The following is a 23,353-nucleotide window of genomic DNA, read 5'->3' as shown; positions in this document are numbered from 1 at the left end:
ATGAGTGTTTCACCGGCTGGGAACGCCCAGGAAAAGCGGCTTGGCCTGTTCGGGCGTCTGCGCCTGCTGTTTTCCGACGCTGATGCCGAGCTGGTTTCGCACCAGTTGGAGGAGACCCGCACCACCTTACCGGTGTTGGCGGGGTTTCATTTCTTCGCCACTCTGTCGGTTTACCGGCTGGCGTTTGATTTCGTTGCCACCCGGCATTTGCTGGTGTGGACCATTGCCAGCTTCGTGGCAGAGGCCGTGCTGATCATCGGTTATTTTGCGCTGGATCACATCGGCTCATCCACCGCGCGTGGCCAGCAGGTGCTGCGCTATGGGCCGTTTGCGGCGCTGGCGCTGTGCCTGGTCTGGGGCTGGGCGGCGCTGGTGTTTTCGCCGGTGAGCGATGCGCCGGTGGCGGCCTATATTGATCTTCTGGCGCTGCTGTCGATGTCGGTGGGGCTGCTCTGCACATTGCGGCTGCCGGCCACCGCTTTGCAATTCGTCCTCACGCCGGTGGCCATTCTGGTGACGCGTGCCACTCTGACGGAAACCTCGGTCAATCTCTACGGGCTTCTGGTGGCGGCGATGGCTGTATTGGCGGGCCTGAGCGTGATGCTGGCGCTGAGCTATTCCTTCAAGCGCCGTGTCATGTCGGAGAAAACCCTGCGCCATGACATGCAGGTGCTCAACATGCTGCTGGCGGATGCGGGGGCGGAGTTGCGGGACTTCATGTGGGAAACCGATGCAACCGGCCGCCTTGTATTCCATGCACCCAAATTCGCTGAGATGCTGGGGCGCAAGGGAGATGACCTTGAAGGCGTGGATTTCCTCAAGGATTTCATTTCGCAGAATGCACCTTTGATGACGTCGAAATTCCTGGTGCATGAGGATTTGCGCGAGGAGCCTTTGACCACGCGTGATGCATCGGGCCTGAAGCACTGGCGGATTTCGGCCAAGCCGCGTTTTGATGGCGCGGGCATATTCACGGGCTACCGTGGTTTTGTGCAGGATGTAACGACAGAGCAGCAGCATTTGCAGGCCAATGCGCGGGCCGAAGATGACGCGCGCAAATCTTCCGCCGCCAAGGCGCAGTTTTTGAGCCTGATGGTCCGTGAACTGCGCATGCCGGTGAATGCCATTGTGGGCTTCAGTGAAATGCTGAACTCCGCGCGCAGTGAAAGCCTGCCCGTTGTGGTGCGGCGTGATTACATGGCGACCATCCAGAACAGTGGGCGGCAGTTGCAGAGCTTCATCAATGACGTGCTGGAGGCCACACAGCTGGAGCGCGGCGTGAAGCTGGATGAGCAGGTGGATGATTTGAGCCCGATCATAAATGACGCGATCAAAACAGCAGCACCGGTAGCAAACCGGAATGGCATTTCACTGGTGGCGAAACTGTTCGAGGATGTGGAAGTGGCAGGTGATCTGGCAAGACTGAAGGCCATTGCGCTCAGCATGCTGGGCCATGCGATCAGCTTTGCGCCGCAGGGCACGGCCGTGCAGGTGGAAATGACACGGCTGGCCAATGGCGATCTTGCCCTGGCGGTGCGTGACAGGGGGCCTGCCATTGCGGCCCTGGATGCAGCCCGGCTGCTGGAGCCCTTTGCGGCGCTGGAGGCCAATGCCTCACGGCGGATGGGCGGGCTTGGTTTGGGCCTCGCCATCGCGCGGCGGGTAGCACGCCTGCATGGCGGCGAGTTGACTTTGGCCGCGCGGAAGGACGCTGACGGCAAGGACGCCGGCACAGAAGCTCTGCTGGTGCTTCCGGCGGCGCGCATCCGCTGGCATGAGATCAATGGCCAGCTCAAAGTGATGAATATTGCAGCCTGAGGGCGTGGCGCGCTAGAAAGACGCCATGGCCAAATCCGTCAAACCTTCGCCCTTTCTGGGCACCAGCTTCGCCAAATCGGCCAAGGGCGCGCAGGCTGCCGTTTTCGCCGCGCCGCATGGCACACCCTATAAGGGCATCGACAACCGGGGCACAGCGGACAGTGGCGAAGCGATCCGCACGGCACTCGGCCGTGAGGCCGGAATGCTGTCGCATTGGGATTTTGATTTCGAGGGCGTGCTGCTGCCCAATCCTGCGTTCAGTGCAGTTGATCTTGGCAATCTCGGCACCAAGCCTGCCGACGGCAAAGGCAACCGCAGCCTGATCAAGCAGACGACCACCAAGATTCTCGAGGCGGGTGCCGTGCCGATCATGATCGGTGGCGATGACTCGGTGCCTATTCCTTTCATTGAAGCCTTTTCCGGCGGGCCGCCCGTCATCGTTCTGCAGATTGATGCACATATTGACTGGTGCGATGTGCGTTTTGGAGAAAAATCCGGTTATTCTTCCACCATGCGGCGCGCGTCCGAGATGACCCATGTGTGGCGCATCGTGCAGGTGGGGGCGCGCGGCGTTGGCAGTGGCCCGGTTGATGATCTGAACGCTGCCCGTGAATGGGGCGCACATTTGTTCACCTCGCGCCATGTCTTGCAGCGCGGGCTGGATGAAATCCTGGGTCAGATCGAGCCCGGCAGCCATTGTGTGATTGCGCTGGATCTCGACGCGCTCGATTCCTCAATCATGCCGGCCGTAGGCTACCCGACGCCAGGCGGGCTTTCCTTCAATCATGTGATCGACCTTATTGCCGGGGTGGCGACGCGGGCGCGGATTGCCGGTTTTTCGATGGTGGAATTTGTACCCAAGCGCGACTTGACGGGGACGGCCGCCTTCACTGCCGGGCGCATCGCCGCCCATGTTCTGGGGCATGTGTGCCGTCAATTTAAGTGATGACATTTCCTGAAATGATGCGCCTGTGGCTGCGCATCGGCTGCTTATCCTTCGGTGGCCCGGCGGGACAGATTGCACTGATGCACCGCGAGGTGATCGAAAAGCGCGAACTGGTTTCAGAAAAGGAATTTCTCAGCGCGCTGAATTTCTGCATGTTTATTCCGGGGCCGGAGGCGCAGCAGCTGGCGATCTATCTGGGCTGGCGGAGCCACGGCATGTGGGGCGGGTTGGCGGCGGGGTTATTGTTCGTGCTGCCGGGGGCGGTGGTGATGTTTGCGCTCGCCACGCTTTATGCGTTGTTCGGCCATGTGCCTCTGGTCAATGCCCTGTTCTGGGGCATCAAGGCGGCGGTGCTGGCAATCGTGCTGGAAGCGCTGGTGCGGGTGGCGAAGCGGGCGCTGAAATCCCATGCTGACTATGTGGTGGCCGCATTGGCTTTCGTGGCGATCTTTGGATTTAATGTTCCATTTCCGCTGGTGGTCATTCTCGCGGCCGCTTCAGGCTTCCTGATGGCGGACGAGGTTCCGGGTAAGAAGGTGGCGCTGCCGGACCCACGGCCCGTCGCGCGGCAGGCGATGATCTGGACATTCGTGTGGCTGGCTCCGCTTGCGGTGTTGAACCTGGCTGCGGCGGACGGCGTGTTTGCCGGGCTCGGCAATTTCTTTGCGCGGCTGGCTGTGGTCACATTCGGTGGGGCTTATGCGATGCTTTCTTACATGGGGCAGGCGGTGGTCGATCAGCACCACTGGCTCACCGCGGGGCAAATGATTGACGGGCTGGGGCTTGCTGAGACCACGCCGGGGCCGTTGATCCTGGTAGGGCAGTTTGTGGGTTTTCTCGCTGCGGCGAAGGCGCAGGGGACAATCTGGGCCGGGTTGCTCGGTGGCCTGATCTTCCTGTGGATGAGCTTTGCACCCTGTTTCCTGTGGGTTTTCGTCGGTGCGCCCTATCTCGCTTACATTCAGTCCAATCCGCGTCTGGCCAAGGCCTTGTCACGCGTCACGGCTGCCGTGGTGGGCGTTATCTTGAATCTTTCCTTGTGGTTCGGACTGCATGTGATCTTCGGTTCAGTGGCGCGGGCCCAAGGCCCGGTGCCCATCTGGTGGCCGGATTTCAGTACAATCGATACACCTGCCTTGATCCTCACCATCCTCGCTGCACTTGCATTGCTCCATGCAAAATGGGGCATGACGCGGACCTTGGCTTTCGCTGCAACCCTAGGCATAATCTGGAAATCCGTCATTCCTCTGTTGTGAGAACATGAGCGCAAAACTTCCCTTGGTCGGCCTTCCTGCCGATACGTACGAAAAGTCCGGTTTCCTGTTTCATTCGCTGGGCGACAAATATGTCCGTGCACTGACGGATGTGTCGAAGGTTGCATCGGTGATGATTCCATCGCTGCTGGATGAAGCCGGGATCGACGCGCTGCTCGATCATTTTGACGGCGTGCTGATGACGGGGGCTGTTTCCAATGTGCATCCGCCGCATTATGGCGAAGAGGCCACTGAGGCGCATGAACCCTATGACCATGCGCGCGACACGACCACGCTGAAGCTGATCAAGGCTGTCATCGCGCGGGGCATTCCGCTGCTGTGCATCTGCCGTGGTTTTCAGGAACTCAATGTGACAATGGGCGGCACACTGGAGACTGAGTTGCAGGACAAACCCGGCCGTCTCGATCACCGTGGCCATGGTGAAGACCCTGACGAGCGCTACAAGATGGCGCACAAGATCAGCATTGAGAAGAATGGTGTTCTGTCGCGTATCCTTGGCAAGAGCGAGACCACGATCAATTCGGTGCACCGGCAGGGTGTGAAAAGCCTGGCGCCTGGCCTTCAGGTGGAAGCGACCGCACCTGATGGCATTATCGAGGCTGTGTCGGTGAAAGGCGCGCGCGGATTTAACCTCGGCATGCAGTGGCACCCCGAATACAAGGCCGCCAGCAATCCGGATTCCGTGAAGATTTTTACCGCGTTCGGCGACGCCGTGCGGGCGCATCTGCGCGAGCGCGAACAGGTTTTCTACGGCAACAAGCGCTCGGCTTAGTTCGGTTCGTAAACGGGTTTCAGAACCGCGTCGTCGCTCTGGGCCTTGCCAAACTTTTGCGCGCCGATCTGTACCAGCCAGCCGGCAAACATGTCGGCCACTCTTTCCCAGGTAAATTTCTGGGCCGCCTTCTGGACCTTGGTGCGATCAAGCTTCAAAGCAGTTTTGATGGCTTCGGCCAAATCGGCATTCATCACGCCGGTCACACCGTCTTCGATCACATCGACGGGGCTGGGTACAGGAAAGGCTGCAACCGGCGTGCCGCAGGCCATAGCTTCGATCATCACCAGACCGAATGTATCGGTGGTGCTGGGGAAGATGAAGCAATCGGCGCTGGCCATGGCGGCGGCAAGGTCTTGTTCCGCCAGATAGCCGGTGAAATAGGCCTTGGGATATTTGTTGGCGAGGTCTTGGCGGATCGGACCTTCGCCGACCACCACCTTTGAGCCCGGCACATCAAGCTTGAGGAACGCTTCGATGTTCTTCTCCGGTGTCAAACGTCCGGCATGAAGCAGAATGGGACGCGGCAGGTCAAAATAGTCGCGCGTCTTTTGCGGTTTGAAATTCTGATGATTCACGCCGCGCGTCCAGGTCTTCACATTGCGGAAGCCCTTGTCTTCCAGCAGCGTGGCGATGGTTTGGGTGGGCACCATCACGGCTTGGGCGTGTTGGTGGAAGCGGCGCAGGACGGACCAGATGAATTTGCCGGTGCCGGGAATGGGGCTGCGCATGTCGAGATATTCGGCGAAGCGGGTGTGGAAGCTGGTCGTGTAGGGCAAGCCGCGCTTCAGGCACGCCTTGCGGGCGGCCCAGCCCAGCGGGCCTTCAGTGGCGATATGGATCGCATCGGGGGCCAGCGTATCGATTTCGCGGCCAATGGTTTTGGCACTGACGAGGGCCAGCTGGATTTCAGGATAATTGGGAACGCCCCAGCTTTTGCGGCCTTCCGGCGTGATGTAGTGAACATCGTGGCCTGCCAGGCGCAACTTGGCGCCCACGGTTTGCAGGGTGCGGACCACGCCATTGACCTGTGGCGGCCAGGCGTCAGTGACAATGAGAATGCGCATAGTTGCGCTTGAGACAGGATTCGAGTGACGATTGGATGACGGGGTTTTCCTTCGCCCGCTTGCGGGAGAGGACGCCGAACTTAGTGCCCGCCGCCGGCTGAGGCGGGCGGAGGCGTGGGCTTCTTGAGCAGCGGCAGCATCAGCACGATGCCGAGAAAGAGAATTGTCAGCACGAAGAAAATATCGGCAATGGCCAGCGTGAAGGCTTGGCGGCGCACCAGCAGGGACATCTGCTTCAGCGCGGCCAGATCGGCGTTGGAGCCGAGGCGCGAGAAGGCATGCGTCATGTTGTTCAGCGTGGTTTGGGCCTGAACGGAACTCCAGCTTACGGTTTCGTGCAGGCGCTGGAGATGGAGATCGAAACGGTTGTTCATGGTGGTGTTGATCAGCGCCAGGCCCACGGCACCACCGAGATTACGCGTGAGGTTGAAAAGGCCCGATGCGCCGCGCAGCATTTGAGGGCTGAGCGTGCCCAGCGAAATATTGGTGACGGTGACCATGCACATCATCAAGGACACCCCGCGCAGGATCTGCGGGATGAGCAGTTCGTGGAAGGCCCAATCAGACGTAATGTAATGCGCCTGCCAGGTGCCGATGGCAAAGCCCACGAAACCGCCGCCAATCATGATGCGCGGATCAACCTTGGCCGAGAGACGCCCGGCGATGGGTGCTGTCAGGAACATGGCCACGCCGGTGACGAACATCGTCTCGCCGATCATCATAGATGAGTAATTCTGGATGCGGGCGAGATAGACCGGATAAAGATAGGTGAGGCCGTAGAGGCCAATGCCCATGGTGAAGGAGAACAGGCAACCGGAGGCGAAGTTGCGGTCCTTGAAGGCCGAGAAATCAACCAGCGGGTCCTTCTTGGTGAACATGCGGTAGAAGAACAGCCCGCCGGACGTAGCGCAAAGCAGCACGAGATTTCGGATGACTGCGGAATTCAGCCAGTCATCGCCGGGGCCTTCTTCCAGCACATATTCCAGCGTGCCGAGGAACACGGCGAGCAGGGCCAACCCGGTCCAATCGAAGAATTTGATCAGGCTGTAATTGGGCTTGTCGAAATCGATGAACAGATAGGCACCAATGGTGACGGCAATACCGGGGATGATATTGACGAGGAACAGCCAGTGCCAGGAGAACAGCTCGGTCAGATAACCACCAACGGTCGGCCCGATGGTCGGGGCCAGTGTTGCGATCAGGCCGATCACCGGCGAAATCACCGTACGCATGCGCGGCGGGAACACGGTGAAGGAGGTTGCGAAAACAGTCGGGATCATAGCACCCCCGAGGAAGCCCTGCAGGGCGCGCCAAACCATCATTTCATTGATGGAGCTGGAGAGTGCGCACATCAGGCTCATCACAGTGAAACTTGCGGCAGAAGCGACAAACAGCCAGCGTGTGGAGAAGATACGCGTCAGTGTGCCGGAGAGCGGGATCATCACGACTTCGGCGATGAGATAACTGGTTTGTACCCAGGTGATTTCATCAGCCGAGGCCGAGATGCCGGCCTGGATTTCTGCCAGCGAGGAGGAGACGATCTGGATGTCCAGAATCGCCATGAACATGCCGAACACCATGAAGATGAAAGCCACAATGGTGCGCACAGGAACGGCTGGTTCCTGCGCCTTGGTGATGGGCATGGTGGCGGTGGCGGACATCTACGTTACGCCTTAGTTGGAAGCAGACTGGGTATCAGTGCCCTTGTCGCGCAGGTCGACTGAAACGGCGACCGACATGCCGGGCTTCAGCTTCTTCGACAGATCTTCCGGCAGCACGATCTTTACCGGGATGCGCTGGGTGATCTTGGTGAAGTTGCCGGTGGCATTGTCTGGCGGCAGCAATGAGAATTCGGAGCCGGAGGCCGGGGCCACGCTCTGCACCTTGCCTTCGAAGGTCTCGCCCTTGAAGGCATCGACTTCGATTTCAACCTTCTGGCCGGCGTGAATGTCGCCGATCTGGGTTTCCTTGAAATTGGCGGTGATAAAGGACAGCTGCACGGGAACCAGCGCCATCAGATTGGTGCCGGGGCCGACATATTCGCCGGGTGCTACTGAGCGGTTAGCGATGATGCCATCGAAGGGCGCCTTGATCTCAGCGGAGTCCAGATCGTGCTGGGCCTTCTGCAGGCCGATATTCATGCCTTCCAGCGCGCTTTGCGCCTGGGCGGCATTAGCATCAAGCACATCGAGCTGGGCCTTGGCGGCGGTCACACCGGCTGTGGCCTGGGCAATACCGGCCTGGGCCTGGGCCACGCTGGCATTGGCGGTGTTCACCGCGCGGTTGGCATCATCCAGGGCTTGCTGGGTGCCATAGGATGACTTCTGCAGTTGTGCGGCGCGGGCCTGGCTCTGCTGAGCGTTGGTTTGGATAGCTTGCGCTGACTGTAAAGAAGCCTGCGCGGCGTTCACTTGCGCTTCGACCGAATTGATTTGTGCTTCCTGTGCGATCTTCTGCTTGCCGAATACTGCGAGAGCTGCGGTCTGCGTAGCAATGTTGGCCTTGGCGGTGGCAAGCGCCAACTTATAGTCAGTGTCGTCCAGCTTCAGGATCACGTCACCAGCCTTGACAGCGGTGTTGTTGAGAACCGGCGTTGCGGTGACGAGGCCTGCGACCTTGGTGCTGACGACTGATGTATCGGCCTTCACATAAGCATCATCGGTGGACACCTGGAAACGGCCGACGGTCCAATATTCGTGGCCGTAAAAGACAGCCGCGGCCAAAGCGGCGATGGCAATCGTGCCCATGATGATGCGGCGCACCGGCGAGGCCTTCTTGGCGGCAGGTGCAGCAGCTGGAGCGGGCGCGGCAGCAGCCGGGGGTGGCACCAAAGCGGGCTTGGGGGCTTCATTAGCAGTGGATTTCAGAGCCGGGCTCGACATGATTTTGAACTTTCCTATGGACTTAATGGCTCCGGCGCTCTCTTGTTTCTCAGCCGGGGCATGAATATTTTGAACCGAACGGTTCGTTACAGCTTGCAATTAGCATTTTCCGATGTTAGTTACAAGACCGAACCGTTCAGTCTAGTGAAATAATTTCGAGCCCGTGAGCCAAAAATGACCGAAGCCCTTGTTACCGATGAGCAATTCGACAGCGCCAAGCGCAGCCAGGTGCTGGATGGCGCCCGCCGCTGCTTCCTGGAGCAGGGTTTTGACGGCGCCAGCATGAATGACATCGTGAAGGCGGCGGGGGTCTCCAAGGGCACGGTCTATGCCTATTTCCCCTCCAAGGAGAAGCTGTTCGAGGCTTTGGTGTTCGATGACCGGCGCAGCCAGGCCGAGCGCGCCATTGTGATCGGCGATGAATCGCGCCCCATCGAAGAAGTGCTGACCGAGCTCGGCCTGCGCATGTCGAACCTGATCACCTCGGATGAATCCATCGCCTATATTCGCATGGTGCTGGCGGTGGCCGCCAAGTTCCCGGAAGTGGGCAGCGCCTTCTATGAGGCCGGGCCGGCTTACTCGATCAGCAAGATCGCACCCTATCTGCAGCGCAAGATGGATGACGGCACGCTGGAACAGGCCAATCCCATTCATGCCGCCATGCAGTTTGGCGAGCTTGTCCATTGCGGTCTGATGAAGCCCAAGCTGTTTGCCACCCCGCGTTTTGCCAGCCCGCTGAACACCGAAGAAGCGGTGGCTGCCGGGGTGAAATTGTTCCTCAAGGGACTGGCGCGGAAGTAACTGTCACCAAGCGGAATTCCCTGCGGGAAAGCAGATGTTAACCATGTTTTCGCTATGAGAAAGCATGGTCCCGTCTCGCGTTATTGCAGCCAGTTTGTTTGTTCTGCTTGCCTCGTCCGCTTCATTTGCGGCTGACATGGATATTTACGGCAATGTGCCGGCTGCCGGAGCGGATATCGCTGATGATGGTTCGGCTGCTGACGGTACGGCTGTTGTTGCGCCCCAAATGCCCGTGCTGCCGGATGAGCCGGAAAAGCCGCACCGCCACAAGAGCAAAACGCAAGACAACCCCTATGACGTGTATGGGTTCGATGATGGCGCCTTTGCGCTGAAGCCCACTTTGCAGATCGGCAGCGTGATCACCAACAATGCCGGGCTGACGCATGACAACCGGCAGAGCGATGTGGGCATCGAAATCAAGCCGTCGCTCAGCTTCACCACCAAATGGCCAGTGCATCAATGGAGCGGCAATCTCAATCTGGATTGGCAGCGCTTCTCATCCGTCACTTCGGCCAACCGCCTGACCGGCAGCGGCGATACGACCTTCAAGCTGGATATCAGGCGCGACACCTACGCGGAATTCGGCGCTGATTTTGACATGAGCGAAGCCAATGCCGGCTCCTCCGGCGTGCCTTCCACCGCCAAGGGGCCGCGGCGTGATTTCAGCTATGGTGCCAACACGGCCATCGCGCATGATTTCGGCTCCTGGGCCGGCAAGGCCACTTTGGGGATCAACCGTTCCACCTTTGGCAATGTCGATCTGACCGATGGCACGACTCAGAATAATTCCGACAGCGATTATGTTGCACCGAGCCTGAGCCTGCGCGCCACCTTTGGCCAGCCGGGTGCGCGCATCAAGCCCTATGCGCAAGTGACCACCGACATGCGCCTGCATGACCATGAAGTGGATTCCGGCGGCTTCCATCGCAACAGCCAGGGCTATGGCGCGGCTTTGGGCGTGGTGCTGGATGACGGACCGATCTGGAGTGGCGACATCGCCGCTGTCCTGCTGGGCCGCCACTACAGTGATTCATCGCTGGCCAATGCGCTGGTGCCCGGTGTTACCGCGTCACTGACCTGGAGCCCCACGGAATTGTGGACGATCGTGGCCAATGCCGGGGTCACCATCAACGATTCCAGTGCGGCCGGAATTTCCTCAAGTGCGGGCTGGACCGGGGGCCTGAACGCCACCTATGCGCTGCGCGACAATATCAATCTGCGCGCGGGTGCGTCCTTCAGTGTTTCGTCGGATGACAGCGGCGTAGGCCACGATCTGAACAGCGTCGTTTCGCTGGGTGCCGACTGGCAGCTCAATCCACATCTTGTGCTGAGTGGCACGCTGCAAAGTACATGGAACATGACGCCGACCGAGACAGCCAATTACGACGAGCAGCGCGCCTTTGTGGGCGTGACGATCCGGCCATGAGTTTAGAATCCAACTATCGCGGATACATCGCTTGCCTCAATGCACAGGATTGGGCGCGGCTGGGCGACTTTGTGCATGAGGATGCGGTGCATAATGGCGACCGTTTCGGCCTAGCGGGTTACCGCAGAATGCTGGAACGCGACTTCCGGGAAATTCCGGATCTGCGGTTCAATATCGAGCTGCTGGTTTGTGATGCGGATCACGTTTCGGCGCGACTGGTGTTTGACTGTTCGCCGAAGGGCGAATTCTTCGGCTTGCCGATCAATGGCCGCCGGGTGACGTTTCAGGAACATGTGATTTACAAGTTCCGCGACGGCAAGGTGGCGCAAGTTTGGTCGGTGATCGATACCGGTGCGATCGTGCGGCAGCTCTCGCCTTAAGCCTTCGCCTTTACCGGCCCGGTATCACTGGCATCGCCAGCCTTGATATCCTGCAGTACCTTGGCGAGTTCGCTGTTGGCGTGCCAGCTCAGGAAGCCGCCTTTCTTGGCGATGATTTCCTGCAGTGCCGCCTTGAACGGTTCCGCCACCTCTTCGTGTTCCATCGCATAGGCTACATTGGCGGCGAGGAAGCCGACTTTGTCGCCGCAGTCATAAGTGGTGCCGTGGAAGCGCAGGCCGTGGAAAGGCTGGTAATGCGATAGAGCGATCATCGCGTCGGTGATCTGGATTTCGCCGCCGGAGCCTGGCTTCACCTTTTCAATCTCGGAGAAAATTTCCGGCTGCAAAATATAGCGGCCGGAAATGATGAGGTTTGACGGCGCATCCTCGCGCTTGGGCTTTTCGACCATCGCGGAAATCGAGAAGTGATTGTCCTTCCACTGGTCATGCGCGACGACGCCGTAGCGATGCACATGTTCCCAGGGCGCTTGTTCCACGGCGATGATGTTGCCGCCGCCGCGCTGGTTATAGACATCCACCATCTGCGCCAGGCAGCCGGGGCTGGCCTTGATCAGCATATCGGGCAGCAGCACGGCGAAGGGCTCATGGCCGACGAGATGGCGGGCGCACCAGACGGCGTGGCCCAGGCCCAACGGTTCCTGCTGGCGGGTGAAACTGGTTTGTCCGGCACCGGGCAGATCGGCCTCCAGCAGGGTGAGCTGGGATGACTTGCCGCGCCTGCGAAGCGTGGATTCAAGCTCATATTGCTTGTCGAAATGGTCTTCGATCACCGCCTTGTTGCGGCCGGTGACGAAAACGAAATGCTCAACGCCGGCCCCCGCCGCCTCTTCGACCACATGCTGGATCAAGGGCTTGTCAACAACGGTGAGCATTTCCTTGGGCATGGCCTTGGTGGCCGGCAAAAAGCGCGTACCTAGGCCTGCGACAGGAAACACCGCCGTGCGGATCGGACGTATCATGGATAAAGGCCCCTCTGTTCAGACTTTGTTTACCAGCATTGCCGCGCGAGTCACTACATAGCGCAGGCGTAACGATTTCTGAAACGCCAATTGGGCCATATTGTTCCGATTGTTCAGGAGTATGACATGAGCGTTTTGGTGACGGGCGGGGCAGGTTACATCGGCAGCCACATGGTACTGGCGCTGACCGACGCGGGCGAAGACGTGGTGGTGCTGGATAACCTCTCCACCGGTTTTGCCTGGGCGATCGCACCCGGCGCCAAGCTTGTTCAGGGCGATATCGGCGATGAGGAGCTACTGGCCAAGATCATCGCCGAGCACAAGGTGGAAGCCATCGTGCATTTTGCCGGTTCGATCATTGTGCCGGAATCGGTGGCTGATCCATTGGCCTATTACAACAACAACACGGTGAAATCGCGGGCATTGCTGGCGGCCGCCGTGAAGGGTGGGGTGAAGAAGTTCATCTTCTCATCCACGGCGGCTGTCTATGGCAACCCGACCACGACGCCAGTGTTTGAAGATGCCACGCCCGCACCGATTTCGCCTTACGGTACATCGAAGCTGATGACCGAATATATGTTGAAGGATTCGCAGTTCGCTTATGACTTCAACTATGTGGCGCTGCGCTATTTCAATGTGGCGGGTGCTGACCCGAAAGGCCGCACCGGTCAATCCACCCCGCGCGCCACGCATCTGATCAAGGTGGCCTGTGAAACGGCGCTGGGCCAGCGGGCCTCGATGGATGTGTTCGGCACCGATTATCCGACGCCGGACGGCACCTGTTTGCGCGACTATATCCATGTGAGCGATCTGATTGCGGCGCATATGCAGGCGCTGAAACATCTGCGTGCCGGTGGGGCGAGCGGCATTTTCAATTGCGGCTATGGCAAGGGCTATTCTGTTCTTGAAGTGATTGAGGCGGTGGGCAAGGCCAATGGCAAGCCAGTGCCGCACAAGCTGGTGCCGCGCCGCCCGGGTGATCCCGCTGGCATCGTGGCTGGTGCGCAGAAGGTGCGCGACGTGCTGGGCTGGAAGCCGCAATATGAGAATCTCGATTTCATCGTGAAGACCGCGCTGGATTGGGAAAAGCATCTGGCAAGGCGAAACGCGAAGTAGGCAAATTCTCCATCGGCGGGCTTGACCCGTCGACCCAGTCTTTGCAGCATGCCCAGATGCCGCAGGGCCATGTCTACATTGTCACCAACAAGCGCAATGGCACGCTTTATTGCGGGGTGACCAACAATCTGGCCGCGCGCATTTTTGCCCATCGCGAGGGCAGAGGGTCAGCCTTCACCCAGAAATACGGGTTGAAAATGCTGGTCTGGTACGAAAGCTACGACATGGTGACTGACGCCATTCAGCGCGAGTCAAATATCAAGCATTGGCCCAGGCGCTGGAAGCTTGATCTGATTGAAAAGGACAATCCTGATTGGGCGGATCTCTACGAGACCTTGGCTTAAGACTGGGCGGGCGGGTCGAGCCCGCCCATGGAGAGAAATGAAGTTGGAGCTTTAGACTGGGTGGGCGGGTCGAGCCCGCCCATGGAGAGTTTGGGACAATAGGGACAAGCTTCGGCTTGTTAAGCTGTAGCCGGGCCTCTAATTTCCCACGCCATGCCCTCCACCTTGCACATCTTTGCCTTTGCCCTTGTTGCCCTCGGCATGGTGCTCACGCCTGGGCCTAACATGATGTATCTCGTCTCTCGCTCTATCGTGCAGGGGCGGGTGGCGGCTTTGATTTCGCTAGGCGGGGTGTTTGTCGGGTTTGTGTTTTATCTGCTCTGCGCGGCTTTTGGCATTACGGCCATCGTGATGGCTGTGCCTTATGCCTATGACGCGTTGCGCATCGCCGGTGCATGCTATCTTGCGTGGCTGGCCTGGGGTGCGTTAAAGCCGGGTGGGCGCTCTCCGTTTGAAGTGCGTGATTTGCCGGTGGATGGGCCGCGCAAGCTGTTCGTGATGGGGCTGCTGACCAATCTGCTCAATCCGAAAGCGGCGCTGCTCTATCTCTCCCTATTGCCGCAGTTCATTGATCCTGCATCCGGCCCGGTTCTGGGCCAAGCGCTGGTGCTGGGTGCGGTGCAGATCACCATCAGCATGATCATGAATGCGGCCATCGCCATGGCGGCGGGAACCATTGCGCTGTTCCTGCGTGAGAAGCCGCTTTTCGCGCGGCTGCAACGCTGGCTGATGGGCACGGTGCTTGCCGGGCTGGCGCTGCGCATGGCGGTTGAAAGCCAGCGTTGAGCAGCGTAGAAGCCGCGCCATGTCAGTGACCGGTCTTGCCTTCTTTGCGCTTGTCTATTTCATCTTCGTGATCACGCCGGGGCCTGGTGTGGCCGCGATGATTGCGCGCGGGCTGGGCACCGGCCTCAAGGGTGCATGGCCATACGCGCTGGGCTTCATGCTGGGCGACATGGTGTGGTTCACCGTTGCGGCCACAGGCCTTTCGGCCTTGGCACATCAGTTTGCGCTGGCTTTCATGGCAGTGAAATATCTGGGCTGCGCTTATTTGATTTATCTGGCCTGGAAGATCTGGCGCGCCCCTCCGCATGTGACCGACATTCATGAAGCGCATGTGGCCACCGCCGCCTGGCCCAGTTTCATGGGCGCGTTGACGCTGTGTCTGGGCAACCCCAAGGTCATCGTGTTCTTCGTCTCGGTGATGCCGCTGGTGGTTGATGTGACGCATGTGACCTTCTGGTCGTATCTTGCGATGCTTTCGGTGATGGCGCCCTTTGCGCCGTTTCTCACTTTCAGCATTCTCTATCTGGCCAAGCGGGCCCGCATGGTGTTCCAGTCGGCCAAAGCGCTCAAACGCATCAACCAGGGCTCCGCCGGGCTGATGGCCGGCGCTGCCGCCGTCATCGCGCTCAAGGGCTAAACCGCCCTTATTTCATCAAATTCGTATTGCCTGCTAAGGTCCTGCTCGAATCTTGAGGGGACATTGATGCGGAAATTGATCTTGGCCTTGTTGATGGGCGTTGCACTGGCGGCACCCGCCAAGGCCGACCCGAAATTTGAGGCCTTTATCCAGACTCTGTGGCCGCGCGTGCAGAAGGCGGGTTTCTCGCGCGAGCTGTTCGATGCGGCCTTCAAGGGCATCACCGATCCTGATCCCGTCGTGATCAAGCTGGCCAAGAACCAGCCGGAATTCAAATCCACCACTTCGGAATATCTCGACAAGGCGGTCACCGACATTCGCATCAATACCGGCAAGCAGATGCTGGCCGACAATGCCAAGCTGCTTTCCGCCATCCAGGCCAAATATGGCGTGGACAAGGATGTGCTGCTGGGCATCTGGGGTGTTGAATCCAATTTCGGCAAGGACATGGGCTCGATGAGCGTGATGCGCTGCCTGGCCACGCTGATCTATACCGGCAACAAGAAGAACTATGCGCAGGACCAGTTGATCCCGGCCTTCAAAATCCTGAAGAGCGGGATTCGCCCGCCCGATAATTTTACGGGCTCGTGGGCGGGTGCCATGGGCCACACCCAATTCATCCCCGCCACTTATATTTCTTCCGCTGCCGATTGGACGGGTGACGGCAAGAAGGATATCTGGAACTCCAAGGAAGACGCACTGGCCTCCACCGCCAATTACCTCAAGCTTTCCGGCTGGAAGGGCGACCGGCCCTGGGGCTGGGAAGTGAAGTTGCCCGATAAATTTGATCGCTCGCTCATCGGGCGTGGGCACTGGAAGCCGGTTTCAGAATGGGTGAAGCTTGGCATCACGCCGGCGATTGGCGCCACATTCTCGGCCCCTGCTGCACCGGCCTTTGTGATGATCCCGCAAGGCATGGACGGCCCGGTGTTTTTGGTGACGCAGAATTTCAAGGCGCTGCTGGCTTATAACTTCAGTCATGCCTATGCGCTGGCGGTGGGCCATCTGGGCGACCGGATTGGCGGCGGCCCCAAAATCCAGGCGGTATGGCCGCCACAGACAACCGACCTTACCTTTCCCGAGCGCGTTGAATTGCAGAACCGGCTGACGCGAGCCGGGTTTGACACGGGTGGTGCCGACGGCCGTTTTGGCGCGCAAACCTATGAGGCGGTACTGGGCTATCAGAAAAAGCTGGGGCTGGCGCTTGACGGTTTCCCGGCGCGCAAAGTGCTTGAGCACCTGCGCAAGGGCGGTTAGGACATAGGCCATGCGTCTTGCGTTTTTCAGTTTGTTGCTGGTGCTATGGTCGGGGCTTGCCTTTGCGCAGGATCAGGCAGCAACGCCGCCGACTGAAGCGCCGCCCGACGATACGCGCCGTGTGCTGATCATTGGTGACCAGCTGGCGGGCGGCATGGGCTCGGGCCTGGCGCGCATGGCGCAAGGGGCGGGCGAGCCGGTGCTGGTGACTAACCGCTTCAATGAAAGCTCAGGCCTCGCGCGGCCCGAAATCTATGATTGGGCGGCCGCCATCCCCAAGATGATCGAAGGCAAGAATTTCACCTCGGCCCTGGTGCTGATGGGCCTGAATGACCGGCGCGACATGCGCGATGCCAACGGTGCCATGCTGAAGTTTGGCACGCCGGAATGGGACACGTTGTACAAGACGCGCATTGACGCAGTGATCGATGCACTGGCCGGTCAGAACATTCAGGTGCTCTGGATGGGAGAGCCGCCGATGGGCGACCCGGCGCTGGATGCCGACATGCAGAACGTGACCGCGCTGATCAAGGAGCGGGTGGAGGCCAAGGGTGCTGGCTTTGTCGATCTGCGCACGCCCTTCCTCGGCCCCAATGGTGGATACGCGCAGCGCGGGCCCGATGACACGGGTGCTGACCGGCAATTGCGCGAGAGCGATGGCGTGACCTTCATGAAGGTGGGCAACAACCGACTGGGGCAGGCGGCGTTGCAGGCTTTGAAATCCGGTCCGGCTCCGCCTGCGAGCCCGGTGGTGGCAACACCTGACGTAACCGCCCCGGCTGCTCCGGCGCAGACTCCTCCCGCACAGACAGCTGCGGTGCCCACGCCTCCTGCCGCCCCGGTGGATGACCAGGGGCCGATCTTCGGCCAGGAAGGTGATGACAACGCTGTGGCCTCTACCGGCAGCAAGGACATCAACGCTGCGGTTGAAAAAGAAAAAGCCATCAAGAAGGCTGCGTCTGAAAGCATTATCGGCGTGGCCGCCGCCAAGGGCAGCAGTGCCGAGGCGCTGTTCACCAAAGGCATCGCACCGCCTCCGCCAACGGGGCGGTTTGACGATTTCACTGCGGCGACGCCGTAGGGCTCTTCTTCGCTACTCCATAAACCAGCCGTGGCTCACCACCAGCGACTGGCCGGTGAGCGCGTTGGTCGGGAAGCTGGCGAAAGTGAAGGCCACTTCGGCCACATCTTCCAGCGTGGTGAATTCACCATCCACCGTGCCACCCAGCATGACTTTCTTGACCACCTCTTCCTCAGAGATGCCCAGCGTCTTGGCCTGCTCGGGGATTTGCTTTTCGACCAGTGGGGTTTTGACAAAGCCAGGGCAGATGACATTGGTGCGCACGCCGTGGGCGGCACCTTCCTTGGCGATGACGCGGGCCAGGCCCATGATGCCATGCTTGGCGGCGACGTAGGCCGACTTCAACGGCGAGGCCAGTTTGGAATGGACCGAGCCCATGAAAATGATCTGGCCGGAATTCTGTTTGTACATGATGGGCAGCACGGCTTTTGACGTTAGGAAGGCGCCGTCCAGATGGATGGCCATGACCTTTTTCCAGTCGGCGAAGGGGAACTCCTCCAGCTTGTGCACGATCTGGATGCCGGCGTTGGACACCAGGATGTCGATGCGGCCCCAAGCTTCCGCCACTTTGGCCACGCCGGCATTCACGGCGTCTTCACTGGTCACATCCATGACCAGCGCCATGGTCTGGCCGGTGCTGGAAAGCTCTTTTGCGGTGGTTTCGGCGGCGGCCAGGTTCAGATCGGCGATGGCCACTTTGGCGCCCGCCGCCACAAAGCGCTTCGCGATGGCGCGGCCCAGGCCTGATGCCGCGCCGGTTATGATGGCCGTCTTGCCGTTCAAATCCATGGAACCCTCAAAATGCTGCAGTGCGATGAATAGCCCAAACTTCCCATTGCGACAATCAATGACAATTGCGGCTTGGACTTCATTCCGATAGATAATGTTGGAAACAACCAGCATTCGACAATTCGAGGACAACATGGCCGACCACCACTCCAATTCTTCGCAACCTGTGCTGACCGGCATGGATGCCCATCGGGCCACGTATGAAGGCTTCCTGCAATGGTCGGTGGTGGTGGCCCTGATCAGCTTCTTCACGCTGGTGGCGCTGGTGGATTTCCGCTTCGTGGCCTATCCGTTCAATCTGCTGGTGGGCTTTGGTGGCCTGATCGTGGGCATCATTGCCACGCTGATCGGCCTGCGCGCCGGTGGCAAATGGGCGCTGCCGGTGGTGGTGCTGGTGATCTATGGCGTGTTTGTCGCCATGAACGCCCATATGTCCTAAGCCATTCATGAAGATTGCGGTTCCTGCTGAATCCGTTGCCGGAGAAAGCCGCTGTGCGGCTTCGGCAGAAGCTGTCAAAGCTTATGTGAAAAAGGGCTTCGCTGTTGCCGTGCAGGCGGGGGCGGGCGCTGGCTCCAACATTTCCGATGCGGACTATCAGGCGGCCGGTGCGGTGATCGGCAAAGGGCCCGATGTGGTCACGGATGCTGACATCGTTCTTTCGGTGCGCCGGCCTTCCTCTGCTGTTCTGAAAGCGATGAAAAAGGGCGCTGTGCTCGCGGCGGGACTGGAGCCTTATGGTGACAAGGCGGGGCTGGAAGCCATCGCCAAAAGCGGTGTCACTGCTTTTGCCATGGAATTGATGCCGCGCATTTCGCGCGCGCAGAGCATGGACATTCTCTCTTCGCAAGCCAATCTGGCTGGATACAAAGCCGTGATTGATGCCTCCGCGCATTTCGGACGCGCTTTGCCGATGATGATGACCGCGGCGGGCACTGTGGCTGCTGCGAAAGTGTTCATCATGGGGGTGGGTGTGGCAGGACTGCAGGCCATCGCGACCGCGCGGCGTTTGGGTGCCATTGTCTCTGCCACCGATGTGCGCAAGGCCACCGAAGAACAGGTGAAATCGCTGGGTGCGAAATTCGTGTTTGCCGATGTGGCGGATGCAGCGACATCGGGCGGCTATGCCAAAGAACTTTCCACCGAAGACAAAGCCAAGCAAGCCAAGCTGGTGGCCGACCATGTGAAGAACCAGGACATTGTCATCACCACCGCCCTCATTCCGGGGCGGCCTGCGCCGGTGCTCATCACCAAGGAAATGGTGGAGAGCATGAAGCCTGGCTCGGTGATCGTCGATCTGGCTGTAGAACGCGGCGGCAATTGCCCGCTGTCAAAGCCCGACGAGATTGTGGTGCATAAGGGCGTGTCGATCATCGGCACGCTGAATCTCGCAGGCAGGCTGGCCGGCAATGCCACGCCACTTTTTGCCAAGAACCTTTCCAATTTCATCGAGACGATGACCGCGAAGGACGGCACGCTTGCGATTAATTTCGAGGATGATCTGGTCAAGGGCACGCTGATCGCCAAGGATGGCGCGCTGGTGCATCCGATGTTTCAGGGAGCAAAGTGATGGACCAGCTGGTTGACCCGTTTGTCTATCTGTTTTCGATCTTCGTGCTGGCGGTTTTTGTTGGATACTATGTCGTGTGGAACGTGACACCGGCTTTGCATACGCCGCTGATGAGCGTGACCAATGCGATCTCCTCGGTGATCGTGGTGGGTGCGCTTCTTGCGGTGGGCGCAGGGGCCGTGGCGTCGGGCTCCTGGCTGGCGATGATCTTTGGTTTTCTCGCGCTGATCCTGGCTTCGGTGAATATCTTCGGTGGCTTCCTGGTCACCAACCGGATGCTCGCCATGTACAAGAAGAAGGACAAGTGAGATGAGCGCCAATCTCGCGGCTCTTCTTTATCTGGTCTCCGGCGCGCTGTTCATCATGGCGTTGCGCGGACTTTCGTCGCCCGCCACATCGCGCAAGGGCAACACTTACGGCATGGTAGGCATGGGCATTGCCATCCTCACCACGCTGGCAATTGCCGCACCCACCAACCCGCTGGTGTGGATCATCATCATTGCCGGCATTGCCATTGGTGGCGGCATTGGCGCTTACATGGCGCGCAGCATTGCGATGACGGCGATGCCACAGCTGGTGGCGGCTTTTCACTCGCTTGTCGGCCTTGCTGCCGTGTTTGTGGCAGCAGCGGCGTTTTATGCGCCGACTGAATTTGGAATTGCCAGTGATGGCTTGATCCACACGCAAAGCCGGATCGAAATGGCTTTGGGCGTGGCGATTGGTGCCGTCACCTTTACCGGCTCGATCATTGCGTTTCTGAAACTTGATGGCCGCATGTCGGGTGCTCCGATCATGCTGCCGGCGCGGCATGTGATCAATGCGGTGCTGGCTCTGGCGCTGGTGTTTTTCATTTATGGTTTCTTCGACAGCCAGAGTGCCATTGATTTCTGGCTCGTCGTGCTGATCAGCCTGGCGCTGGGCTTCCTGCTGATCATTCCGATCGGCGGGGCAGACATGCCGGTTGTCGTCTCGATGCTGAATTCCTATTCCGGCTGGGCGGCAGCGGGAATCGGTTTCACGCTGCACAATACGGCGCTGATCATTACCGGCGCGCTGGTCGGTTCATCCGGTGCGATCCTGTCCTACATCATGTGCAAGGGCATGAACCGCTCTTTCATCTCGGTGATCCTCGGTGGCTTCGGCGGCGAGAGTGCCGGGCCCAAGGGCACGGCTGAGGCGAAACCCGTCAAGCAGGGCTCGGCTGAAGATGCCGGCTTCATGATGAAGAACGCATCCAGCGTGATCATCGTGCCGGGTTACGGCATGGCGGTGGCGCAGGCCCAGCACGCGCTGCGCGAAATGGCGGATCATCTGAAGGCGGCCGGTGTGACGGTGAAATATGCCATCCATCCGGTGGCGGGCCGCATGCCCGGCCACATGAATGTGTTGCTGGCCGAGGCCAATGTGCCTTACGATGAAGTCTTCGAGCTGGAAGACATCAATTCCGAATTCGCCCAGGCCGATATTGCCTTTGTGATCGGTGCCAATGACGTGACCAATCCTTCGGCCAAGGATGACCCGACCTCGCCCATCTACGGCATGCCGGTTCTGGAAGTGTGGAAGGCCAAAACCGTGATGTTCATCAAGCGCGGCATGGCTTCTGGTTACGCGGGGGTCGATAACCCCCTCTTTTGGCGCGACAACACGCTGATGCTGTTCGGCGATGCCAAGAAGATGACGGAAGAGATCAACAAGGCGCTGGGCTGATTTTACCCGCTGCCAAATAATCTTCCTCCCCCTGTCGAAATCGCCAATACTCGCCCGTCATGATGGCAGGCGGCCGTGGTGGCCTGCTGTCAGATCAGGGAGAGTTCCATGCAATATATGTTGATGATTTACGGCGACGAAAGCGGAATGGCCAACATGACGCAGAAGGATGGCGAGCAGATGAGTGCTGCCTATGCCGTCTATACCCAAGCTTTGCTGAAGGCCGGCGCGATGGTGGGCGGTGACCGTCTGCATTCCTCAGCCGATGCCTCAACGGTGCGGGTTTCCGGCGGCAAGACCAAGGTGTTGAATGGCCCCTATTCCGAAAGCAAGGAACAGCTGGGCGGCTATTACATCATTGAAGCCAAGGATCTGGATGAGGCCATTGCCTGGGCCGCCAAGTGCCCCGGCGCGCAAACCGGAACCATGGAAGTGCGGCCCGTCTGGAAAGTGACGATGTAGGGACTGATTGGTGCCCAGTGGTGAACAGCTTGCCCATGATGCTGCGCAGCGGGTGGCGCGCGCGAGTTATGGGCGGCTGGTCGCCTTTCTGGCCAAACGCACGCGCGACGTGGCGCAGGCCGAGGACGCCTTGGCCGAAGCCTTCGTCGCTGCGTTGCAGGATTGGCCGGTGACGGGCATTCCTCAAAATCCCGATGCCTGGCTGATCGCGGTGGCCAAGCGCAAGCACATTGATGGCACGCGCAAACACAAGAGCCGCGCCGATGCTGCGGATCATCTGCTTCTGCTGGCTGAGGAGCTTGAGGACATGGCCAAAAGCGCACCTGCTATTCCAGATGAACGTCTGGCGCTGATGTTTGCCTGCGCGCATCCAGCACTTGATCCCGGTATCCGTTCGCCACTCATTCTGCAGACCATTCTGGGTTTGAATGCCGAGCAGATCGCTGCCGCTTTTCTCGTGCCGCCGGCGACGATGGGCCAGAGGCTGTCGCGCGCCAAGGCTAAAATAAGAGTGGCGGGCATTCCGTTCCGTGTGCCCGAGCGCGAGGCGCTGGGCGAAAGGCTTGAGACGGTTCTGGAGGCGATCTATGCCTGTTACGCGCAAGGCTGGAACGAGGCCGATCATCTCAACAATGCTCTCACCGAAGAGGCCCTGTGGCTGGGGCGGCTGGTGGTGGAGTTGCTGCCCGGCGAACCAGAATGTTTGGGGCTGCTGGCGCTAATGCTGTTCCTGCAATCGCGGCGCAAGGCAAGGCGCTTTGATGGGGGCTTTGTGCCTTTGCTGGAGCAGGACATTACGCTGTGGGACTTGGACGATATCAATGCGGCTGAAAGCCTGCTGCGCCGGGCGGGTGCGATGGGCCAGATCGGGCGCTATCAACTGGAAGCCGCCATCCAATCGGTTCATGCAGCGCGGCGCGCATCGGGCATTACCGATTGGCAAGCTTTGTGCCTGCTGTACCAGGCGCTGTATCAGTTGACGGAATCTGCCGTGGTGAAGTTGAACTGGGCTGCGGCCATTGCCGAGAAAGACGGCGTTGCGGCAGGGCTTGCGGCCTTGCCAAATGCCACTGCCTTTCCGGAGCTTGAGCCCTATCAGCCCTATCACGCGGTGCGGGCCGATCTTTTGGCGCGCAGCGGCAAGATTGATGAAGCATTGGCGGCCTATGCCCGCGCCATGGCGCTGGAGCATGATCCTGCCATCCGTAACTTTCTGTCCAAGCAGGCTGAAAAGTTGCGCCACACGTTGAATTGACGAGG

General features: G+C 59.5%; 24 protein-coding genes. 19 read left to right on the top strand and 5 right to left on the bottom strand.

Annotation, left to right across the window (positions count from 1 at the left end; genetic code table 11):
- The 4 genes from F8B91_RS12500 to F8B91_RS12485 are packed head-to-tail and all read left to right on the top strand — an operon-like array spanning window position 1 to window position 4,810.
- Window positions 1-1,818, top strand: a complete 1,818-nt coding sequence (locus F8B91_RS12500; RefSeq protein ID WP_196504161.1) for a sensor histidine kinase — start codon at window positions 1-3, stop codon at window positions 1,816-1,818.
- Between the two features lie 25 nt (window positions 1,819-1,843).
- Window positions 1,844-2,764 carry an arginase family protein gene (locus F8B91_RS12495; RefSeq protein ID WP_196504160.1) on the top strand — a complete coding sequence of 307 codons (921 nt, stop codon included), beginning with the start codon at window positions 1,844-1,846 and terminating at the stop codon, window positions 2,762-2,764.
- A complete protein-coding gene (gene chrA, locus F8B91_RS12490) occupies window positions 2,764-4,020 on the top strand; it encodes a chromate efflux transporter (RefSeq protein ID WP_196504159.1) in 1,257 nt (418 codons plus the stop codon). The genes F8B91_RS12495 and chrA overlap by 1 nt, the downstream gene beginning before the upstream one ends.
- Window positions 4,021-4,024: 4 nt before the next feature.
- Window positions 4,025-4,810 carry a gamma-glutamyl-gamma-aminobutyrate hydrolase family protein gene (locus F8B91_RS12485; RefSeq protein ID WP_196504158.1) on the top strand — a complete coding sequence of 262 codons (786 nt, stop codon included), beginning with the start codon at window positions 4,025-4,027 and terminating at the stop codon, window positions 4,808-4,810.
- Here F8B91_RS12485 and F8B91_RS12480 read toward each other — a convergent pair.
- The 3 genes from F8B91_RS12480 to F8B91_RS12470 form a co-directional block, all read right to left on the bottom strand.
- Window positions 4,807-5,877: a glycosyltransferase family 4 protein gene (locus tag F8B91_RS12480; RefSeq protein WP_196504157.1), complete on the bottom strand. Its 1,071-nt coding sequence runs from the start codon at window positions 5,875-5,877 to the stop codon at window positions 4,807-4,809. The two genes, F8B91_RS12485 and F8B91_RS12480, sit on opposite strands and share 4 nt — an antisense overlap.
- A gap of 80 nt (window positions 5,878-5,957) precedes the next feature.
- The gene (locus F8B91_RS12475) at window positions 5,958-7,538 is read right to left on the bottom strand and encodes a DHA2 family efflux MFS transporter permease subunit (RefSeq protein WP_196504156.1); all 1,581 of its coding nucleotides are present in this window, start codon (window positions 7,536-7,538) and stop codon (window positions 5,958-5,960) included.
- A 12-nt stretch (window positions 7,539-7,550) separates the two neighbouring features.
- Window positions 7,551-8,759, bottom strand: coding sequence for an HlyD family secretion protein (locus F8B91_RS12470; protein ID WP_196504155.1), 1,209 nt, complete (start codon window positions 8,757-8,759; stop codon window positions 7,551-7,553).
- A gap of 174 nt (window positions 8,760-8,933) precedes the next feature.
- Here F8B91_RS12470 and F8B91_RS12465 point away from each other — a divergent pair, with 174 nt between their 5' ends.
- From F8B91_RS12465 to F8B91_RS12455, 3 genes are all read left to right on the top strand, one after another.
- Window positions 8,934-9,560 carry a TetR/AcrR family transcriptional regulator gene (locus F8B91_RS12465; RefSeq protein WP_196504154.1) on the top strand — a complete coding sequence of 209 codons (627 nt, stop codon included), beginning with the start codon at window positions 8,934-8,936 and terminating at the stop codon, window positions 9,558-9,560.
- A gap of 64 nt (window positions 9,561-9,624) precedes the next feature.
- Window positions 9,625-10,986 (top strand): outer membrane beta-barrel protein, encoded by a 1,362-nt coding sequence (locus tag F8B91_RS12460; protein ID WP_196504153.1) that lies wholly within the window; start codon window positions 9,625-9,627, stop codon window positions 10,984-10,986.
- Window positions 10,983-11,366: an ester cyclase gene (locus F8B91_RS12455; protein ID WP_196504152.1), complete on the top strand. Its 384-nt coding sequence runs from the start codon at window positions 10,983-10,985 to the stop codon at window positions 11,364-11,366. Before F8B91_RS12460 ends, F8B91_RS12455 begins: the two co-directional genes overlap by 4 nt.
- On the opposite strand, the gene galU is transcribed toward F8B91_RS12455, so the two are convergent.
- Window positions 11,363-12,346 (bottom strand): UTP--glucose-1-phosphate uridylyltransferase GalU, encoded by a 984-nt coding sequence (galU, locus tag F8B91_RS12450; protein WP_196504151.1) that lies wholly within the window; start codon window positions 12,344-12,346, stop codon window positions 11,363-11,365. The two genes, F8B91_RS12455 and galU, sit on opposite strands and share 4 nt — an antisense overlap.
- A gap of 126 nt (window positions 12,347-12,472) precedes the next feature.
- On the opposite strand from galU, the gene galE reads away from it, so the two are divergent.
- The 6 genes from galE to F8B91_RS12420 all read left to right on the top strand — a co-directional run bounded on the left by galE (window position 12,473) and on the right by F8B91_RS12420 (window position 17,567).
- A complete protein-coding gene (gene galE / locus F8B91_RS12445; RefSeq protein ID WP_196504150.1) occupies window positions 12,473-13,462 on the top strand; it encodes a UDP-glucose 4-epimerase GalE in 990 nt (329 codons plus the stop codon).
- The gene (locus F8B91_RS12440; protein ID WP_348641795.1) at window positions 13,426-13,806 is read left to right on the top strand and encodes a GIY-YIG nuclease family protein; all 381 of its coding nucleotides are present in this window, start codon (window positions 13,426-13,428) and stop codon (window positions 13,804-13,806) included. Before galE ends, F8B91_RS12440 begins: the two co-directional genes overlap by 37 nt.
- Window positions 13,807-13,959: 153 nt before the next feature.
- Window positions 13,960-14,592: a LysE family translocator gene (locus F8B91_RS12435; protein ID WP_196504149.1), complete on the top strand. Its 633-nt coding sequence runs from the start codon at window positions 13,960-13,962 to the stop codon at window positions 14,590-14,592.
- Between the two features lie 19 nt (window positions 14,593-14,611).
- Window positions 14,612-15,229, top strand: coding sequence for a LysE family translocator (locus tag F8B91_RS12430; protein WP_196504148.1), 618 nt, complete (start codon window positions 14,612-14,614; stop codon window positions 15,227-15,229).
- Window positions 15,230-15,295: 66 nt separating this feature from the next.
- Window positions 15,296-16,486 (top strand): lytic murein transglycosylase, encoded by a 1,191-nt coding sequence (locus F8B91_RS12425; protein WP_196504147.1) that lies wholly within the window; start codon window positions 15,296-15,298, stop codon window positions 16,484-16,486.
- A gap of 10 nt (window positions 16,487-16,496) precedes the next feature.
- Window positions 16,497-17,567, top strand: coding sequence for an SGNH/GDSL hydrolase family protein (locus tag F8B91_RS12420; RefSeq protein WP_196504146.1), 1,071 nt, complete (start codon window positions 16,497-16,499; stop codon window positions 17,565-17,567).
- Between the two features lie 12 nt (window positions 17,568-17,579).
- Here the strand turns inward: F8B91_RS12420 and F8B91_RS12415 are convergent, their stop codons facing one another.
- A complete protein-coding gene (locus F8B91_RS12415; protein WP_196504145.1) occupies window positions 17,580-18,356 on the bottom strand; it encodes a 3-hydroxybutyrate dehydrogenase in 777 nt (258 codons plus the stop codon).
- A 133-nt stretch (window positions 18,357-18,489) separates the two neighbouring features.
- Here F8B91_RS12415 and F8B91_RS12410 point away from each other — a divergent pair, with 133 nt between their 5' ends.
- The 6 genes from F8B91_RS12410 (at window position 18,490) to F8B91_RS12385 (ending at window position 23,348) form a co-directional block, all read left to right on the top strand.
- Window positions 18,490-18,795, top strand: coding sequence for a hypothetical protein (locus tag F8B91_RS12410; protein ID WP_196504144.1), 306 nt, complete (start codon window positions 18,490-18,492; stop codon window positions 18,793-18,795).
- 7 nt (window positions 18,796-18,802) lie between these two features.
- The gene (locus F8B91_RS12405; RefSeq protein ID WP_196504143.1) at window positions 18,803-19,924 is read left to right on the top strand and encodes a Re/Si-specific NAD(P)(+) transhydrogenase subunit alpha; all 1,122 of its coding nucleotides are present in this window, start codon (window positions 18,803-18,805) and stop codon (window positions 19,922-19,924) included.
- On the top strand, window positions 19,924-20,232 hold the full coding sequence (locus tag F8B91_RS12400) for a proton-translocating transhydrogenase family protein (RefSeq protein WP_196504142.1): 309 nt from the start codon (window positions 19,924-19,926) through the stop codon (window positions 20,230-20,232). The genes F8B91_RS12405 and F8B91_RS12400 overlap by 1 nt, the downstream gene beginning before the upstream one ends.
- Window position 20,233: 1 nt before the next feature.
- Window positions 20,234-21,631, top strand: coding sequence for an NAD(P)(+) transhydrogenase (Re/Si-specific) subunit beta (locus F8B91_RS12395; RefSeq protein ID WP_196504141.1), 1,398 nt, complete (start codon window positions 20,234-20,236; stop codon window positions 21,629-21,631).
- A gap of 108 nt (window positions 21,632-21,739) precedes the next feature.
- Window positions 21,740-22,093 carry a YciI family protein gene (locus F8B91_RS12390; protein WP_196504140.1) on the top strand — a complete coding sequence of 118 codons (354 nt, stop codon included), beginning with the start codon at window positions 21,740-21,742 and terminating at the stop codon, window positions 22,091-22,093.
- 10 nt (window positions 22,094-22,103) lie between these two features.
- Window positions 22,104-23,348 carry a DUF6596 domain-containing protein gene (locus F8B91_RS12385; protein ID WP_196504139.1) on the top strand — a complete coding sequence of 415 codons (1,245 nt, stop codon included), beginning with the start codon at window positions 22,104-22,106 and terminating at the stop codon, window positions 23,346-23,348.
- Window positions 23,349-23,353: the final 5 nt, after the last annotated feature.

It is taken from the genome of Aestuariivirga litoralis (assembly GCF_015714715.1).
GTDB lineage: Bacteria > Pseudomonadota > Alphaproteobacteria > Rhizobiales > Aestuariivirgaceae > Aestuariivirga > Aestuariivirga litoralis_A.
The sequence above is the reverse complement of the archived record's forward strand: the minus strand, read 5'-3'. Positions and strand labels throughout refer to the sequence as shown.